We start from the raw sequence: 16,397 nt of genomic DNA, 5'->3' as shown, positions 1-16,397 counted from the left end.
CAGACCGCATCCGCGCGTGCTCTGGAGCGCCGTCCTGAGCGCTGCCATCGTCGTCCTCCCCGTCTGGGGCGTCTCACTCTGGCTCGTCGGCCCGACCCCGAGTGTCGAACGCACGTGGGTCATCACGCTCGGGATCATCGGCATGGTCGTGCTGCTCGGCGTCGCCGTCCTGTCTCGACGCCAACGCATCGTCGTGTGTCGTGACGGGTTCATCGAGCAGCCCATCGTCGGGCGGCAGCGGTTCGTTCCGCGGGAGGCGATCGGCCGCAGCCTGCTCTTCGAGTTCCGGGGTCGGGGGTTGCAAGCGAGCTCGCAGTTCTTCGTCTGTGACTCCGAGAACCGACCACTCCTGCGCATGCGCAGCAACCGATGGAGCACGGACAGCATCGCGGCCGTCGTCGCCGCCTACGACGGCCCGGTGGAGCGACCTCGACAGCCGGTCTCGCTCGACGACCTCCGCGAAGACCACCCCGACCTGCTCACCCCGCTCGAGCGGCTGCGCTGGGCACGCGCCGAACTGCTCTAGCCGAACTGCTCTCGCTGAGCGAGGGTACCGTCGGTCCGCGCGGGATCCGGCTCGGGTGGGATGCAGCCCGGGTCAGAGCGCCTTCGCGTACCAGTGGGCCCCGGGGTCGCCTTCCACTCGGGTGAAGCCCGTCCGCTGGTAGAACTGCTGCGCCCCGGTGTTCGAGACGCCGACGCCGAGGTGCACGCCCGGGACACCGCGCTCCGCGAGGAGCCCGCAGAACGCGTCGATGAGCCGTCTGCCGACACCCATCCCCTGCGTCTCCGGCAGCAGGTCGATGTGCAGGTGCGCCGGGTACTGCGCGAGGAGTTCCGGGGCCAGTCCGCCGCGGTCGGTCGCGGATCGGACGATGCCGCGTTCAGCCTCCGAGGCGGCACCGGAGGCCGCAGAGGCCGCGTACTTCCCCTCGACGGTCGGCCACCAGCGCTCGACGAACCAACGGTCGAAGGCGGTCGTGTCCGCGGTGCCCAGGATGTAGCCGATCGGACCCGCACCGGCGTCGACGAGCAGCGCCAACTCGGGCTCGTGCTCGACGTAGGGCACGGCATAGATGTCGGGCAGAAGGTCGTCCGTGCTGAACTGTCCGGTCGCATCCGCCCCCGAGTCGCCCGTTCGGGTGCAGATCGCCGCCACGGCGGCGCGGTCGGACGGTCGGTACGAGCGGATGTCGGTCACCGCGCCAGCCTAACCGGCGTTCCCCGGTCCCCGAGCCCCACCCTCCCGGTCCCTGAGCCCCACCCTCCCGGTCCCTGAGCTTGTCGAAGGGCGACGTTCCTCCGTGTGCCCGTCCACCACCATCCCGGTCCCTGAGCCTGTCGAAGGGCGGTGTCCACCCGTGTGCCCTTCGACAAGCTCAGGGACCGATCGAGGTGCGGCTCAGGGACCGAAGCGCGACCACGGGTCCGACCGAGCTACGGCCCAGGGACCGAAGGGCAGCAGTCGTCCGGAGGCCCTTCGACAGGCTCAGGGACCGAAGTGCCGCTCAGCGATCGAGGGGTTGCTGCCTAGGCTGAGTCCTGTGACATGGCGACCAGGGAGCATCGACGCGGCCGTCAAGCAGTGGCGGCTCGTGCCCGACGGCGAGCTCATCGTGACGCCGTCGAGCCGGCTGCTCCCCGTGACACACCACGGACGACCGGCGATCCTCAAGGTGCCGCTCGTCCACGAGGAGGCGCTCGGCGGCCAGCTGCTCGCGGCGTGGGACGGCGCCGGGTGTGCAGCGGTGTTCGCAGGCGACGACCACGCGATCGTCCTGGAACGCGCGACGGGCGGCCGCGATCTCGCCTCACTGACCCGCGCAGGCGACGACCTCGGAGCCGTCGCGATCCTGTGCTCCGTGCTCGACACCCTGCACACGGCGATCCCTGCCCCGACGCCGACCGATGCCGGTGATGTCATCGCCGAACTCCCCACGCTCCGCCGATGGTTCCGCGAGCTGCTCAGCGACGATGCATCGGCCCTCGGCACCCTCCTCGGTGATCCGGCGAGCGCCGCCTTCCTCGAGCGCGGGCGGGAGCTCGCCGGTCGGCTGCTCGACACCACGACCCCCGCCGACGTCGTCGTGCTCCACGGGGACCTCCACCACATGAACGTGCTCGAGTTCGCTCCCGCTGACTGGCGGGCGATCGATCCCAAGGGCATCGTCGGCCACCGCGCCTTCGACGCCACAGCGCTGTTCAGCAACCCCGATCCCGCGACGGCGCGGAGCCCGCGGCTGTTCGCCGAGCGGGTGGCGCTGGTGAGTCGATCGCTCGGCCTATCGCGAACCGTCCTCCTCGAGTGGGTGGTCGCGCGCTCCGCGCTGTCCGCCGTGTGGTCGCTGCAGGACGGGCTGCTCGACGACGCCCGGGCCACCGTCGAGCTCGGTCGCCTCGCCGAGGACGCCCTCCGGTAGGTTCACGCCCTTCGACAAGCTCAGGGACCGGGGAACCGCTCAGGGACCGGGGAACCGCTCAGGGTACGGGGAACCGCTCAGGGTACGGGGAACCGCTCAGGGTACGGGGAACCGCTCAGGGTACGGGGAACCGCTCAGGGTACGGGGAACCGCCCAGGGGACGGGGAACCGCTCAGGGACCGGGAAACCGCTCAGGGAACGGGGGAACCTTCTGGGACCGGGACTCCACTCAGGGAACGGGACACCGCTCGGGTAACGCAGCAGCTCAGCGGCGACGACGCGTCCCGAAGATGCCCTCGACGACGCCGGTGAGGATCGACCGCGTCGCCTTCGACCCGAGGATCTCCTCGAGCGGACTCTTCGACGACGTCGACGACGACCTCGTCGACGTCCGGCGGGTCGTGCCGGCGGTCTTCCGGAGCAACCGTTCGTACTCGGCGTCGGCCTTTTTCTGCGCCGCGGCCTGCGCCTTGTCGGCGGCGGCCTGCTGCTTCGCGAGTTCCGCCGCGATGCGCTGCCGCTCGAGTTCGGCCTCGGCGGCGAGGGCGGCTTGGTTCGCCTCCTCGAGCTTCGCCGTCAGGATCTCCCTCGCCGACTCACGGTCGACGGGCGTCCCGTACCGCGCGAGCAACGGTGAGGCCGCGATCGCCGCGTCGATCGCGGTGTCGGCACTGGGCGACATGAGTCCCTGCGGCGCCCGCAGTCTCGTCCACGCGACCGGCGATGGCGCCCCCTTCTCGTTCATCACGGTGACGACCGCCTCACCGGTGCCGAGGGAGGTGAGGACCTCGCCGAGCTCGTAGCCGGAGGTCGGGTAGGTCGACACCGTCGCTTTGAGCGCTTTCGCGTCATCCGGGGTGAACGCACGGAGGGCGTGCTGCACGCGCGAACCGAGTTGCGCGAGCACCTCGCCCGGGACGTCCTTCGGTGTCTGGGTGACGAAGAAGATCCCGACACCCTTCGACCTGATGAGCCGGACCGTCTGCGTGATCTGCGCGAGGAAGTCCTTCGACGCGTCGCGGAACAGCAGGTGCGCCTCGTCGAAGAAGAACACGAGCTTCGGCTTCTCGGGGTCGCCCACCTCGGGGAGGGTGTTGAAGAGGTCGGCGAGCAACCACATGAGGAACGTCGAGTAGAGGGCCGGCTGGTTCTGGACGCCCGGCACCTCGAGCAGGCTGACGATGCCTTTGCCACTCGGGTCGAGGCGGATGAAGTCGGCGGTGTCGATCTCGGGTTCGCCGAAGAAGACGTCGGCGCCCTGGTCGGCGAAGGTGATGAGTTCCCGCAGGATCACCCCGACGGTGGCGCCCGACAGCCCGCCGAGCTCCTGCAGCTCACCCTTGCCGTCGTCGCTCGCGAGGTAGGTGAGGACCGCGCGCAGGTCGCTCAGGTCGAGGAGCGGCAGGCCCGCCTTGTCGGCGTAGTGGAAGACGAGACCGAGGCTGGACTCCTGTGTGGCGTTGAGGCCGAGGACCTTGCTCAGCAGCAGCGGGCCGAAGGCGGCGATGGTGGCTCGGATCGGGACGCCCTTGCCGACGCCGCCGAGCGCGAAGTACTCCGTCGGGGTGGCCGCCGGCGTCCAGTCCTGGCCGATGCCGCGGGTGCGGTCGAGGAGCTTCTCGTTCGACTCCCCCGGGGTCGCGATGCCCGAGAGGTCACCCTTGATGTCCGCGGCGAACACGGGGACACCGGCGGCCGAGAGCTGCTCGACGAGGCCCTGGAGGGTGCGGGTCTTCCCGGTCCCGGTGGCGCCGGCGACGAGCCCGTGCCGGTTCATGACGCTGAGCGGGATGCGGACCTGCACCCCGGGCACCGGTTCCCCGTTGACCAGGGCACCCATCTCGAGCGCCGGGCCGTGCACGAGGTAGCCGTCGCGGATCTTCAGCACGTCGTCGAGGCCGAGCGGGCCCAGGCCGATGGTGTCGGCGCTGAGGTCGTCGGTGCCGGTGGCGCCGTCGCCGCTGCTGCTGCTGGGGGCGGTGCTGCTGGTGTCGGCACCGACCGCGTCGTCGGTTGGGACGTCGGCCGGGGCCTCGGCGGCCGCTGCGTCACTCGCAGAATCGGAGGCCGCCGGCTCGACCTGTGACACCATCCCAGTGGCCCCGCCCGACGCGGTGATCCCGGCCCCGGCGAGCGCCGCTGCCGCTTCGGCCGCCTTCACCTTCGCTGCGGCGAGCGCCGCCTGCGCCTGGGCGGCTTCGAGCTCGGCCTGCGCGTGGGCGGCGGCAGCCTGGAGTGCGGCGATCTGCGGGTCGGATGCTGCATCACTGGGCGTCATGTGCCGAGCCTAGCGACGCGCTCCCCACGGGTCGAGGGGTCGCGCGCGGGCTGGACGACTGCTCCGATCACCACTGTTCGCGGGTGCGCTCCTGGTCGACGACGGCACGCAGGTCGGACAGTCGGCGCATTCCGGCCAGCGGTTGTGCCATGCGCGTGTTGTGCCGGATACGCGGTTCGACGCGGTCGAGGAAGGCCCAGTACCCGGCGGTGAAGGGGCAGGCGTCCTCGCCCAGCCGCACTTTGGGATTGAAGACGCAGCCCCCGCAGTAGTCGGACATCTTGTCGATGTACGCACCACCCGAGGCGTAGGGCTTCGTCGCGACGATGCCGCCATCCGCGTGCTGCGACATGCCGATGACGTTCGCGGGCATCACCCAGGGGGTGCCGTCGACGAACATGTCGATGAACCAGTCGTTGAGTGCGACCGGGTCGTATCCGTGCTGCAGCGCCCAGTTGCCGAGCACCATGAGCCGCTGGATGTGGTGCGCCCACCCGTGACGACGCATCCCGTCGATCGTCTCGCGGAGGCAGTTGGACTGGATGGCGGCGGAATCGAGTTCGCGGAACCGGCGAGGGAGCGGCTCATGCGCTCCGAGGGCGTTGTGACTCGTCCGGTACGGCTCGCCGAGGTGCCAGTAGAGATGCCAGACGTAGTCGCGCCAGCCGATGATCTGACGGGTGAAGCCCTCGACGCTCGACAGCGGTGCGCGACCGGCGTGGTACTCGGCGACCACGGTCTCGACGGCGTCGCGTGGGTCGAGCAGGCCGAGGTTGAGCGGGGCGCTCAGCAGGGAGTGCGCCATCGTCCAGTCGCCGCCGAGCATGGCGTCCTCGAACGGGCCGAAGTCGCCGAGCCTGGTCTCGATGAAGTCCGCCAGCGCCGCCTCCGCCTCGGCCGCGGTGGCCGCGAAGCGCCGGGGCCCGTCGTCGCCGACCAGCTGGACCAGTCCGTCGCGCTGCCACCGGTCGAGGTCCTCCCGGACCTCCGCGTCGATGTCGTCCTCCTCGGGCCAGAGCGGCTCGGGCAGACCGAGCCGGGCGGCACCCTTCGGCGGCGGGTTCCGGTTGTCGTGGTCGTAGTTCCAGCGGCCGCCCTCCGGCTGGTCGCCGCGCATGAGGATCCCGGTCCGCTCCCGCACCGTGCGGTAGAAGTCCTCCAGGAGGAGCCGCTTGCCGTCCCGCGTCGACGCCCAGGCCGCGAAGTCCCGCTCCGAGGTCACGAAGCCGCGGCTCGGGAGCACCCGGAGGCCGCGCTCACGGACGAAGCGCCGAGCCGTCCACGAGGGTGGGTCGATCACCTCGAGGTCGGCGCCGGCCTCGACGACCTCCTCGTAGCGGTCGACCTGGTGGAACTCCGCCCGGTCGCCGAGTTCCGCCGCACGATGTCGGATGGCCGAGAGGAAGAGGTGCGCCTTCGCCCGGTGCATCGGTCGCTTGGTGAAGGTGGACTTCGATTCGATGAGGAGGATCGGTCCGCCGTCGTCGAACGCCGGGCCGAGCTGGCCGGTGAGGATCCACCGTCGTCGGCCGGCGGTCGCTTCGTCGTCGTGCTCGGCGGCACTCCGGCCGGTGGTGTCCATCGCCTCAGCGTACGTGGGGCGACGGACACCACCGGGGGCTTGCTCAGGCTGGTCCGATGATGCTGCTGGGTTCGGTTCTGCGGTGCGCTGCCCGATTCACCGCGCTCAGAGCGTCGCGGCGAACGGGTCCCAGTCCTCCGCGACGAGCGGGACCGGCGCGACCCGGCTCGCCACGTCGACGGTCTGACCGGACACCACGGACTCGTCGATCGAGACGAGCGTGTCGAGCACGTGGTAGCCGAGGGCACCCGAGGCGAGCGGCGTGCCGCCGGAACGGATCGCCCGGGCGAGGTCGAGGACCCCGGTCCCGCGGCCGGCGAGGACGCCCTCGGTCGGCACGATCTCCCACTCCGGGTCCTGCTGCATCCGCTCGATGGGCGCCGCGCGGGTGATCCGCACCTCGCCCGTGAACATGTTCGGGTCGGGGATCACGAGTGTCCCCTCGGTGCCGGTGATCTCGACGACGCCCATCTTCGCGAGCGGCGACTCGAAGCTGAAGACGCTCTGGCTCACGCCGCCGTCCACGAAGCGGGCGATGGCGCTGACGTGCGTCGGCACCTCGACGGCGAACTCGGTGCCGACGCGGTCGCCCTGCTGGATCGTCCGCGTCGCACGCCCACGGGAGCCGGCCGCCGATACCGAGGCGACCGAACCGAACACCTGCACGAGCGTCGTCAGGTAGTACGGCCCCATGTCGAACAGCGGCCCGCCACCCTTCGCGAACAGGAACTCCGGGTTCGGGTGGAAGATGTCCGGCCCGGCGTACTGCATGACGGTCTGGGCGGTGAGCGGCTGACCGATGTCACCGCGGGCGATGGCGCGACGCGCGGACTGGACGCCCGGGCCCAGCACCGTGTCCGGGGCGATCCCGACGAGGAGTCCCGCGGCATCGGCCTGCTCGAGGAGCGCGAGCCCGCTCGCACGGTCGACGCTGATCGGCTTCTCCGTCCACACGTGCTTCCCGGCGGCGAGCACCTGCGACGCGACCTGCGCGTGGACGGCGGGGATCGTGAGGTTCACGACGAGCTCGACGTCCGGGTGCGCGAGGACGTCGTCGGCGGTCCCCCACTCGCCGACGCCCCACTTCTCCGCCTGTACCTTCGCGCGGTCGACGTCGAGGTCGCCGAGGATCACGACGCGGACGTCGGGGAACGCGGTGAGATGCTCGAGGTAGGTGTCGCTGATCATGCCGGTGCCGATGAACCCGACGCCGACCGGGCCGCTGCCCTGCGGTGCGCGTGCCGTCGTGCCCTGCGCGGCCGCGGGCATCAGCGGACCACCGCTTCGGTCGAGACGAGCTGTTCGGCGACGAGCGCGTCGACGCTCGCCTGGATGCCGTCGAAGATGTCGCCGGCGCCGTAGTGGTCGAACTCGATGATCGCGAACCGCGCCGAGGGCGCTGCGGCGAGGGACTCACGCAGCGGGACCTCGCCCTGCCCGAACGGTCGCTGGTCGAGACTCGTCGGCACGAAGGGCGCGGCTCCCGGTGCGAACGGGTCGGCGGGCAGCAGGCCGTCCTTGATATGGAGTGCCTGGACGCGGTCGCCGAGGCGGCCGAGCAGCGCGGGGACGTCCTGGCCGGCGGTCGCCGCCCAGAACAGGTCGACCTCGAGGGCGACGTCGTCACGCAGCTGGTCGGCGAAGACCTCGAACGCGCTGCGTCCGCCGAACGATGCGACGAACTCCTGGGAGTGGTTGTGGTACCCGACGCGGAGACCGTGGTCGGCGGCGCGCTCCGCTGCGGCGTTCAGGCGGGACGCCGTGTCGGCGACGGCAGCTTCGTCGAGCCAGCGGTCGGGGCTCACGAAGGAGTCGATGACGATCTCGAGGCCGAGGGCCTTCGCTGCCGTGAAGACGTCCTCCTGCGAGGAGACCGGCATGACCTGGTCGCCGAAGCGGATCTCGTCGGAGAGGAGGGTCGCGTGCCCGGTGCGGGCGGCGAGCCCGTGGCGGTCGAAGGCCTCACGGAGTTGAGGCGCTCGGGAGACGAAGTCGAAGGCCTCGACCTCGCGCAGGCCCATGCCGGCGAGCCGGGCGAGGGCGTCGTCGAGTCCCTGGTCGAGGTGCTCCTTGATGCTGTAGAGCTGCACGGAGAGCGCTGGTGCGGTCATGGTGTTGCCGTCCGTTCTGACGCCGTCCTTGGCGTCGCTGGGTGATGGAGTGGAGCTGGTGATCGGGGTGCGGGAGGTGTGACCGGGGTCACCCACGGGTCGCGATCGATCCGGTGATCGTCCCGTCGGCGTTCCGGGTCATGCGGTGTCGGACCGGCAGGATCGTCAGGGCGCCGAGCACGGCGATCACCCCGGCGCCCCAGAACAGGGCCGTGTAGTTGTTGCCGACCGCGCCGAGTCCGAGGAGGAACGCGCCCACCGCGCCGGCGAGCGACTGCGGCAGGGCGTTCGCGATGTTGAGGACGCCGAGGTCCTTCGCCGCGTCGTCGGGGTTCGGCAGGACGTCCACGACGAGGGCGGTGTCGACCGCGACGTACACGCCGTACGCCGCTCCCATGATCGCCTCGACGACGTAGAACATGGGCACGGTCGTGGTGTGGGCGAGCAGGATGAGTCCGACCGCGAACACCGCCGTGGAGCCGATGACGAACACCTTGCGGTTGAGCATCCGGTCCGACAGCCAACCGCCGAGCTTCGCGGTGATGACGAGCGCGATCGTGTAGATCAGCACACCCATGGTCAGGGTGTCGACGGCGCCCTGCTGCGACAGCCCGACCTCCTCCTGCAGGAAGAACAGGCGGAACGCGACGAAGAGGAACGACGCGAGCGTCAGGAGGAACCGTGAGAGCCAGACCCAGCCGAAGTCCGGGTGCTTGAGCGGGTTCACCCAGAAGGTGAAGAGCAGACCCTTCCATCCGCCGACGTCCGGACGGGTGGTGATCGCGCGGTCGGGCAGGACGAAGCAGTACAGCCACACGGTGATGAGGGCGAAGACGGCGGGTGCGACGAAGAGCAGCAGCATGTCGGTGACGAACCAGCTGGCCACGAAGGCCGCCGCGAGGATGCCGACGTTCTGCATCACGCCGACGTTCGCGGAGACGCTCCCGCGCTGCTCCGGCGGGACCTGGTCGGCGATGGTCGCGAGGAGCGGGCCGAGGATGGCGTTGCCGGTCAGCTGGGCGAGGCACCACCCGGCGATGAGGACCGGGACGTTCGGAGCGAGCGCGACGATCGTGAGCGAGGCGACGAAGCCGATGGCGCCGAGGAACATCCACGGGCGGCGGCGACCGAAGCGCGAGAGCGTGATGTCGGACAGGCGGCCGATCACCGGGTTCGCGACGAGGGCGAACAGGGCGGCGATGGAGAGGACGTTGCCGTTGACGACCGCCGCCTGGTCACCGGGGACGAGCTGCTGCGTCTTGAGGGCCAGGCTCACGGTGACCGGGGCGAGCAGGGCCACGAACAGACCGAACTGGGCGAGCGCCATGGTGGTGACGACACGCTTCGATGCCCGTTCCGTCGGTCCCGACGGGCCGGTGACGAGGCTGACGTAGGGGCCGCTCGAGGCACGCTGACCGGTGGGTTTGGGGCGGCGGGGTGGGTTGGACATCCGAGTTCCTCTCAACGCTGAGCTGCGGACCGGCTCTGGCCCGCGGGTGGTGCTGTCCCGGCAGGATCGGGAAACCGATCACTGCACGGCTTTGAGTATAGGCGCGAAACCCGAGTGGTCAATAGGTTTTCACGAAACCTGTCGGGTGACGCTGCCAGCGCGGTGCGCTGACGCGAGCGCACCCCAGCCGCGTGAGCGCGGGTCTCCGGAGGGTCGCGCTCACGCGCCCGGGGCGCGCCCCCGCCGATTCCGCGGCGCTCGCGTCACCGCACCGCGCCGGGCCCCACAGACCCGCGCTCGGGTCAGCGCACCGCGCCGGCGTCACCGACGAGGAGGGCCCAGGCGCGCTCGAGGTCGCCGGCCATGTCGACGGAGGGGTCGAGCGTCCACTGCACCTGCAGCCCGTCGGCGAGGGCGACCATGACGCGCGCCACGTGATCGGGATCGATGCCCGCGGCGACCCGCCCGGAAGCCTGGCGATCCCGGACGACGTCGGCGATGCTCCGGCGCACCGCCGTGACGTGATCGACGAAGAACCCGCGCACCGGGTGTTCCGCATCTCCGGCGGCCGCCGCCATCGTCAGGTACAGCTCGACGAGGCCCGGGACATCGCTGTTGTGCCGCATGACGGCGACCAGACCCTCGATCGCGTCCTGCGACCCGGCCGCGGCGAACTCCTCGTAGTCGACGGCGTCGCGCTCCCGCAGGATCGCCGCGAACAGGTGTTCCTTGGATTCGAAGTAGTGCATGAGCCCCGGCAGACTGACGCCGACCTCACGCGCGACCTCACGGAGCGACGTGCCGCGGTAGCCCTCTCGCGCGAACACCGCGAGCGCGACGCGCAGGATCTCCTGCCGGCGCGCAACACCTTTCGCGTAGGAGCCCCGTGCCGTCATGTGCCGATTGTAGGGCCGCACGGCGACGACGGCGGATGGGATTCACCCACCCACCGCCGGCGCCGAGACGTCCGCAACGCAGGACGGGCCCGCCGCGCCGTTCGGCGAACACCGCGAGCGCGGCAGACCCGCCGCGATCGTCCTGAGTTGCGAACGTCGAGACCCCTCCCCGCAGCCCGCAGCCCGACTCAGGCGCCGAGCGCGACCGCCGTCCACGACACGGGCGGGAGCGTGATCGTGAGGGTGCCGTCGGCGAGCGACGCGCTCTCGTTCGCGACGAGACCGACGCGCTCGCGGTCGTCGATCGTGTTCTTCGCGTAGACGTCCTCGTCGTGGATGCCGTTCGCCTCGACGATCGAACCGACGCCGAGCGCCGAGACGTCGACGGTCACCGTGATCGCCTCGTCCTGGTGACGGTTCACGAGGAACACGGCCGCGGTCCCGGCCTCGGCGTCGTACGTCGCGACCGAGTCGACGAGCGGTGCGTCACCGTGGACCTTCGTGGCGTAGCTGCCGACCTCGATGCGCGGCGCGATCACGACACCCGACGCGAGCCGGCTGGTGACCGAGAACGGGAAGAACGTCGTCTGCCGCCACGCACCACCGCCCGGCTCGGTCATGATCGGGGCGATGACGTTCACGAGCTGCGCGAGGCTCGCGGAACCGACGCGGTCGCTGTGCTTGAGGAGCGTCATCAGCAGGTTGCCGAACACGACCGCGTCGGCGACCGAGTAGACGTCCTCGATGAGGCGGGGCGCGTAGGCCCACTCCTCGATCGTGCCCTCGATCGCGTTCCACTCGTCGAGGTACCAGACGTTCCACTCGTCGAACGAGAGCTGGATCTGCTTGTCGGAGTGACGCTTGTGCTGGACGTGGTCGGCGGCCGCGACGACCGTCCGGATGAAGTACTCCATGTTGAGGGACGACGCGAGGAACGACCCAAGGTCGCCGTCACGCTCCTGGTAGTACGCGTGGCAGGAGATGTAGTCCACCGAGTCGAAGCTGTGCTCGAGGACGGTGCGCTCCCAGTCGCCGAAGGTCGGCATCGAGGAACTCGACGAACCGCAGACGACGAGTTCGAGCTTCGGGTCGACCATCTTCATCGCCGACGCGGTCCGGGCGGCCAGCTTGCCGTAGTCGTCGGCGGACATGGCGCCGACCTGCCACGGCCCGTCCATCTCGTTGCCGAGACACCACATGCTGATGCCGTAGGGCTCGGGTGCGCCGTTCGCGATCCGCTGGTCGGACAGCGCCGTGCCGCTCGGGTGGTTCGTGTATTCGAGGAGGTCGAGCGCTTCGAGCACCCCGCGTGTGCCGAGGTTGACGGCCATCATCATCTCGCTGCCGGTGAGCTTGCACCACTTGGCGAACTCGTCGACGCCGACCTGGTTGGTCTCGAGCGAGTGCCAGGCCAGGTCGCGGCGCACGGGGCGGTGCTCGCGCGGCCCGACGCCGTCCTCCCAGCGGTAGCCGGAGACGAAGTTGCCACCGGGGTAGCGGATGGTGCTCGTGCCGAGCTCGGTGACGAGGTCGACCACATCGCCGCGGAAGCCGTCGGCGTCGGCGGTGGGGTGGCCCGGCTCGTAGATGCCGTCATAGACGCAGCGGCCCAGGTGCTCCACGAACGAGCCGAAGATCCGACGGTTGACGGGGGCGACCGTGACGTTCGGGTCGATGGCGATGCGTGCGGTGGTCATTGGGGTCCTCTCCGGGGACGTCGTCGTCCAGGTTTGTACAACGTTGAAGGTAAACGTTGTAGAAGCAGTCTCGTGTGCCGATCGGCAGCTGTCAAGACACCTCTGCGGATGAGGAGTCGGCGCCGTCGGGCGAGGACGCGGTCGACTCACGTCGCACCAGTTCGAAGTCGGCGTAGACCCGACGGAGTGGCACGTCGTCGACGCCGCCGGCGATCCGCTCGACGAGCAGCGACACGGCGGTCCTCGCGATCTGCTCCCGCCCCGGTGCGATCGTCGACAGCGACGGCAGGGAGTAGCGACCCTCGTCGATGTCGTCGAAGCCGATGACCGCGACCTCGTCGGGCATGGCGACGCCTCGTTCACTCAGGACGCGCATGGCCCCGAGCGCCAGGGCGTCGTTGAACGCGACGATGCCGTCGAACACGACACCCTCGTCGAGCATCGCGCGCATCGCCACTGCTCCGTCGAAGCGACCCCAGATCGGGACCTCGCGGACGAGTACCGGGTCGAACGCCATGCCGGCAGCCTCCAGCGCGGCTCGATACCCGGCGAGACGCAGACTGGCCGAACCGACGATGTCGGCGCGGTGCGCTCCGAAGGCGACGATCCGCGTCCGACCGAGCCCGATCAGATGCTCCGTCGCAGCACGCGCTCCCTCGGTGTTGCGCATCGTCACGTGGTCGTTCGGGGCGTTGAACATGCGCTCACCGAGGAGCACCATCGGGATGGTGACCTCCTCCACGACGGCGAGGTCCTCGTCGCCGAGGTGGAGCGCGCTGTAGAGGACACCGTCGACCGCGCGGAGTCGTGCGCCGCGCAGCAGCTCGGCCTCGCGTGCCCGGTCGCCGCCGCTCAGCTCGATCAGCACCGACAGGCCGAGCTGGTCGGCGGCGTGCATGACGGCGTCGGCGAGCTCGGCGAAGTAGGAGTTCCGGAGGTCGGGGATGATCAGGCTGATGACGCCGGACCGGCCCGAGCGGAGCCCGCGCGCGGAGAGGTTCGGACGGTAGCCGAGCTCGGCGATCGCCGCGAGCACCCGCTCCTTCGTCGCCTGCTTGATGTGGGGGTAGTCGTTGACGACGTTCGAGACGGTCTTGGCGGACACCCCGGCGAGCTTCGCCACGTCGTGCAGGGTGGTCGCCATGATCCTCCTCGGCGGCGGCATCCCCGGCCGCCCTGTACGCACTCTACAACGTTGAAGGAGCGGCTCTGGATCCGGGTTCGTGAGCGGTGACGGAACCGGTGGACTCCCTCGGGACGACGCGGTATCCGCTGACGATCGCGCGCGGCTCCTCCGGCTGCCCGGGCGCGGCGATCCGCTCGATCAGGAGCTCGACGGCGCGCTCGGCGATCTCCTCCCGGCCGATGTCGACCGTCGACAGGGTGGGGAGGGCGTAGCGCGTCTCGTCCAGGTCGTCGAAGCCGATGATCGCGACGTCGTCGGGGATGCGGAGCCCGGCGTCCTGGAGGACGCGCATGGCACCGAGGGCCATCGCATCGTTGAAGGCGACGACGCCGTCGAACGGCAGGCCCGCGGCGATGACCTCGCGCATCGCGTTCGCCCCGTCGCTGCGGTGCCAGCTGACGACGGTGCTGACGTAGGCGGGATCGGCCGGGATGCCCGCGGCTTCGAGCGCCTCGCGATACCCCTGGAGACGGAGGGCGGCCGGCCCCAGGGTGTCGTGCGGGTCGGTGCCGAGTGCGACGATGCGGCGTCTACCCTGCGCGAGCAGGTGTTCGGTCGCCGCGCGGGCTCCGTCGACGTTGGCCATCGTCACGTGGTCGCGGTCGCCGTCGAACAGTTGCTCTCCGAGGATCACCATGGGCCCGTCCGGGATCAGCGCACTGTCGTCGCGGTCGAGGCTGAGCGGACTGTAGAGGATGCCGTCGACGAGCTGCATGCGCGGCCCGCGAAGGATCTCGAGCTCGACGTCGCGACCGCCGGCCACCTGCTCGATGAGCACCGAGAGCCCGCGCGCACGAGCCTGACGCATGACCGCATCGGCGAGCTCCGCGAAGTAGGCGTTGCGGAGGTCGGGGATGATGAGGCTGATCACGCCGGACCGGCCGGAGCGGAGACTCCGGGCCGAGAGGTTGGGGCGGTAGCCGAGCTCGGCGATCGCGCGCTCGACCTTGGAGCGGGTCGCATCGCTCACGTGCGGGTAGTCGTTGACGACGTTCGAGACGGTCTTGATCGAGACGCCCGCGCGTGCGGCGACGTCGTGCATCGTGATCGACACGCGTCTCCTCCCCCGGCCGGCTCCCGGCTGTCAGCAGACTACCGCTCCGCCGGCACGGGGTGTCGTGGCCGCCAGCGCGGTGCGCTGACGCGAGCGCGGGTCTCTGGCGTGAGCGCGGGCCTCCGGAGGGGCGCGCCCGCGCGGTGGACCCGCGCTCACGCCCATCCGAGCGGTCTGGGGTCAGCGCACCGCGCTGGCGTCAGGACCGAACACGAACGACGGCCGGTAGACGACATGCGTCGAGCGACGGGCGTCCGCTCGATCAGCCGTCAGTGAGCGGGACCCGTTTCTTCGGTTCGGTCGACATCCGGTGCAGCAACGGCACCGCGATGATGAGCGCGACACCGGCACCGAGCAGCAGCCCGCCGATCGTGTCGCTCACCCAGTGGGCGCCGAGATAGGTCCGCGACAGCATCATCAGCAGCGTGTAGGCGACGCCGATCAACCACACCCAGACCCGCGGGAAGATGATCCCGAACGCGACGGCGATGGTCGCCGCGTTCGCACTGTGCCCCGAGGGGAAGGAACCGAAGTCCGCGTGGACCAGGATGTCCTCGGGCCGCGATCGACCGACGATGTTCTTGATGATCTGCACCGCTCCGGCGCTCAGGGCGGAGACGATCGCGAAATAGAGGGCGGCCCACGGTCGGCGAAGCAGCAGGAGGACGGCGATCCCGAGCAGCGGCACGACGAAGATCGCGACGACCCCGCCGCCGAGCCAGTTCATGACGAGCGCAGCCTGGACGAGCCACGGCGACCGCTCCTCGAGTACCTCCTGCATCCACTCCTCGTCGAACCCGAACGGGGCGTTCGGACCGCGCTGGAAGAGCAGCACGCCGAGCAGGAGGACGAGGACCACGGCGATCGCCCCGCTGATCAACGGCCACCGTCGGGAGACCTTCGCGGCGAGCTTCGGATCGGGCCGGATCGACGCCGGGTCCGGATCCATCGCGAGTGCACCCGACTCGTCGAGGGCTGGCGAGACCGCCTCGTGCACCTCGGGAGCCGGTGCAACTGCTGGGTCGTCGTGGTCGTCGGGTGCCGTCATCGTCCCATCATGCCGTGTCGGGTATGTCTCGCGCGTGGGCTTGCGCCGGGAGGATGACGCGCTGATCGCCGCGCCGATGCGCCTCCGGACGCGCCCCGACGGGCACTGGCGACGGGGACGGCCGACGAGCACGACCCGCGAGTCTGACGGGCGATACTGGAGCGGTGACGACCGACTCCCGAACCGCCCCTCTCGCCGACGACGCGCGGTGCCCCTGTCTGTCCGGTGAGACGTACGGCGCCTGCTGCGGGCGACTGCACCGAGGCGAGTCGGGGGCGGCGACCGCGGAGGCGCTCATGCGGTCGCGGTTCTCGGCCTTCGCGGTCGGCGACGCCGAGTACCTGCTGCGCACGTGGCATCCGTCGACCAAGCCGGCGTCGCTCGAGCTGGACCACTCGCTCCGCTGGTACCGGCTCGACATCGTCGCGACCTCCCGCGGTGGGCTGCTCGACACCGAGGGGATGGTCGAGTTCGTCGCGCACCACAAGGTTCCCGGCGTGCGGGGCTCCGCCGGGAGCCAGCATGAACGGAGTCGGTTCTCGAAGGACACCGGCGCCTGGACCTACGTCGACGGCTTGGACCCCTCCGCCTGACCGGGACCCGCTCGCCCGGCCCGGCCCCGAGCCGGTGTCAGCGCGGTGCGCTGGCCCGAACCGCCCCGAACCGGCGTCAGCG

14 protein-coding genes are annotated in these 16,397 nt (G+C 70.5%); 3 read left to right on the top strand and 11 right to left on the bottom strand.

Features of this window, described 5'->3' with window-relative positions:
- The first annotated feature begins 16 nt into the window (after positions 1-16).
- The gene (locus CCK91_RS16955; RefSeq protein WP_133060029.1) at positions 17-526 is read left to right on the top strand and encodes a hypothetical protein; all 510 of its coding nucleotides are present in this window, start codon (positions 17-19) and stop codon (positions 524-526) included.
- A gap of 72 nt (positions 527-598) precedes the next feature.
- Here CCK91_RS16955 and CCK91_RS16950 read toward each other — a convergent pair whose 3' ends face one another.
- Complete coding sequence (locus tag CCK91_RS16950) at positions 599-1,201, bottom strand: GNAT family N-acetyltransferase (protein ID WP_086474997.1); 603 nt, start codon at positions 1,199-1,201, stop codon at positions 599-601.
- Between the two features lie 343 nt (positions 1,202-1,544).
- Between CCK91_RS16950 and CCK91_RS16945 the strand changes: the two genes are divergently transcribed.
- Positions 1,545-2,420 (top strand): aminoglycoside phosphotransferase family protein, encoded by an 876-nt coding sequence (locus tag CCK91_RS16945; protein ID WP_207568252.1) that lies wholly within the window; start codon positions 1,545-1,547, stop codon positions 2,418-2,420.
- Between the two features lie 265 nt (positions 2,421-2,685).
- On the opposite strand, the gene CCK91_RS16940 is transcribed toward CCK91_RS16945, so the two are convergent.
- The 10 genes from CCK91_RS16940 to CCK91_RS16895 all read right to left on the bottom strand — a co-directional run bounded on the left by CCK91_RS16940 (position 2,686) and on the right by CCK91_RS16895 (position 15,722).
- Positions 2,686-4,698 carry a helicase HerA-like domain-containing protein gene (locus CCK91_RS16940; RefSeq protein ID WP_086474996.1) on the bottom strand — a complete coding sequence of 671 codons (2,013 nt, stop codon included), beginning with the start codon at positions 4,696-4,698 and terminating at the stop codon, positions 2,686-2,688.
- Positions 4,699-4,765: 67 nt separating this feature from the next.
- Entirely contained in the window at positions 4,766-6,280 is a 1,515-nt protein-coding gene (locus CCK91_RS16935; RefSeq protein ID WP_086474995.1) for a cryptochrome/photolyase family protein, read from the bottom strand.
- 105 nt (positions 6,281-6,385) lie between these two features.
- The gene (locus CCK91_RS16930; protein ID WP_086474994.1) at positions 6,386-7,549 is read right to left on the bottom strand and encodes a Gfo/Idh/MocA family protein; all 1,164 of its coding nucleotides are present in this window, start codon (positions 7,547-7,549) and stop codon (positions 6,386-6,388) included.
- Positions 7,549-8,391: a sugar phosphate isomerase/epimerase family protein gene (locus tag CCK91_RS16925; protein ID WP_086475129.1), complete on the bottom strand. Its 843-nt coding sequence runs from the start codon at positions 8,389-8,391 to the stop codon at positions 7,549-7,551. The genes CCK91_RS16930 and CCK91_RS16925 overlap by 1 nt, the downstream gene beginning before the upstream one ends.
- 88 nt (positions 8,392-8,479) lie before the next feature.
- Positions 8,480-9,841 (bottom strand): MFS transporter, encoded by a 1,362-nt coding sequence (locus CCK91_RS16920; RefSeq protein ID WP_086474993.1) that lies wholly within the window; start codon positions 9,839-9,841, stop codon positions 8,480-8,482.
- A 302-nt stretch (positions 9,842-10,143) separates the two neighbouring features.
- Positions 10,144-10,737, bottom strand: coding sequence for a TetR/AcrR family transcriptional regulator (locus CCK91_RS16915; RefSeq protein WP_086474992.1), 594 nt, complete (start codon positions 10,735-10,737; stop codon positions 10,144-10,146).
- 188 nt (positions 10,738-10,925) lie between these two features.
- Positions 10,926-12,434 carry an arabinosylfuranosidase ArfA gene (gene arfA, locus CCK91_RS16910; protein WP_086474991.1) on the bottom strand — a complete coding sequence of 503 codons (1,509 nt, stop codon included), beginning with the start codon at positions 12,432-12,434 and terminating at the stop codon, positions 10,926-10,928.
- 91 nt (positions 12,435-12,525) lie between these two features.
- Positions 12,526-13,578 (bottom strand): LacI family DNA-binding transcriptional regulator, encoded by a 1,053-nt coding sequence (locus tag CCK91_RS16905; RefSeq protein ID WP_086474990.1) that lies wholly within the window; start codon positions 13,576-13,578, stop codon positions 12,526-12,528.
- Positions 13,579-13,621: 43 nt separating this feature from the next.
- Entirely contained in the window at positions 13,622-14,674 is a 1,053-nt protein-coding gene (locus tag CCK91_RS16900; protein ID WP_086474989.1) for a LacI family DNA-binding transcriptional regulator, read from the bottom strand.
- 262 nt (positions 14,675-14,936) lie between these two features.
- Complete coding sequence (locus tag CCK91_RS16895; protein ID WP_242664590.1) at positions 14,937-15,722, bottom strand: phosphatase PAP2 family protein; 786 nt, start codon at positions 15,720-15,722, stop codon at positions 14,937-14,939.
- A gap of 164 nt (positions 15,723-15,886) precedes the next feature.
- On the opposite strand from CCK91_RS16895, the gene CCK91_RS16890 reads away from it, so the two are divergent.
- Positions 15,887-16,315: a YchJ family protein gene (locus tag CCK91_RS16890; RefSeq protein WP_086474988.1), complete on the top strand. Its 429-nt coding sequence runs from the start codon at positions 15,887-15,889 to the stop codon at positions 16,313-16,315.
- Positions 16,316-16,397: the final 82 nt, after the last annotated feature.

The sequence above is a fragment of the Plantibacter elymi (nom. nud.) genome (assembly GCF_900177795.1).
GTDB lineage: Bacteria > Actinomycetota > Actinomycetes > Actinomycetales > Microbacteriaceae > Plantibacter > Plantibacter elymi.
The sequence above is the reverse complement of the archived record's forward strand: the minus strand, read 5'-3'. Positions and strand labels throughout refer to the sequence as shown.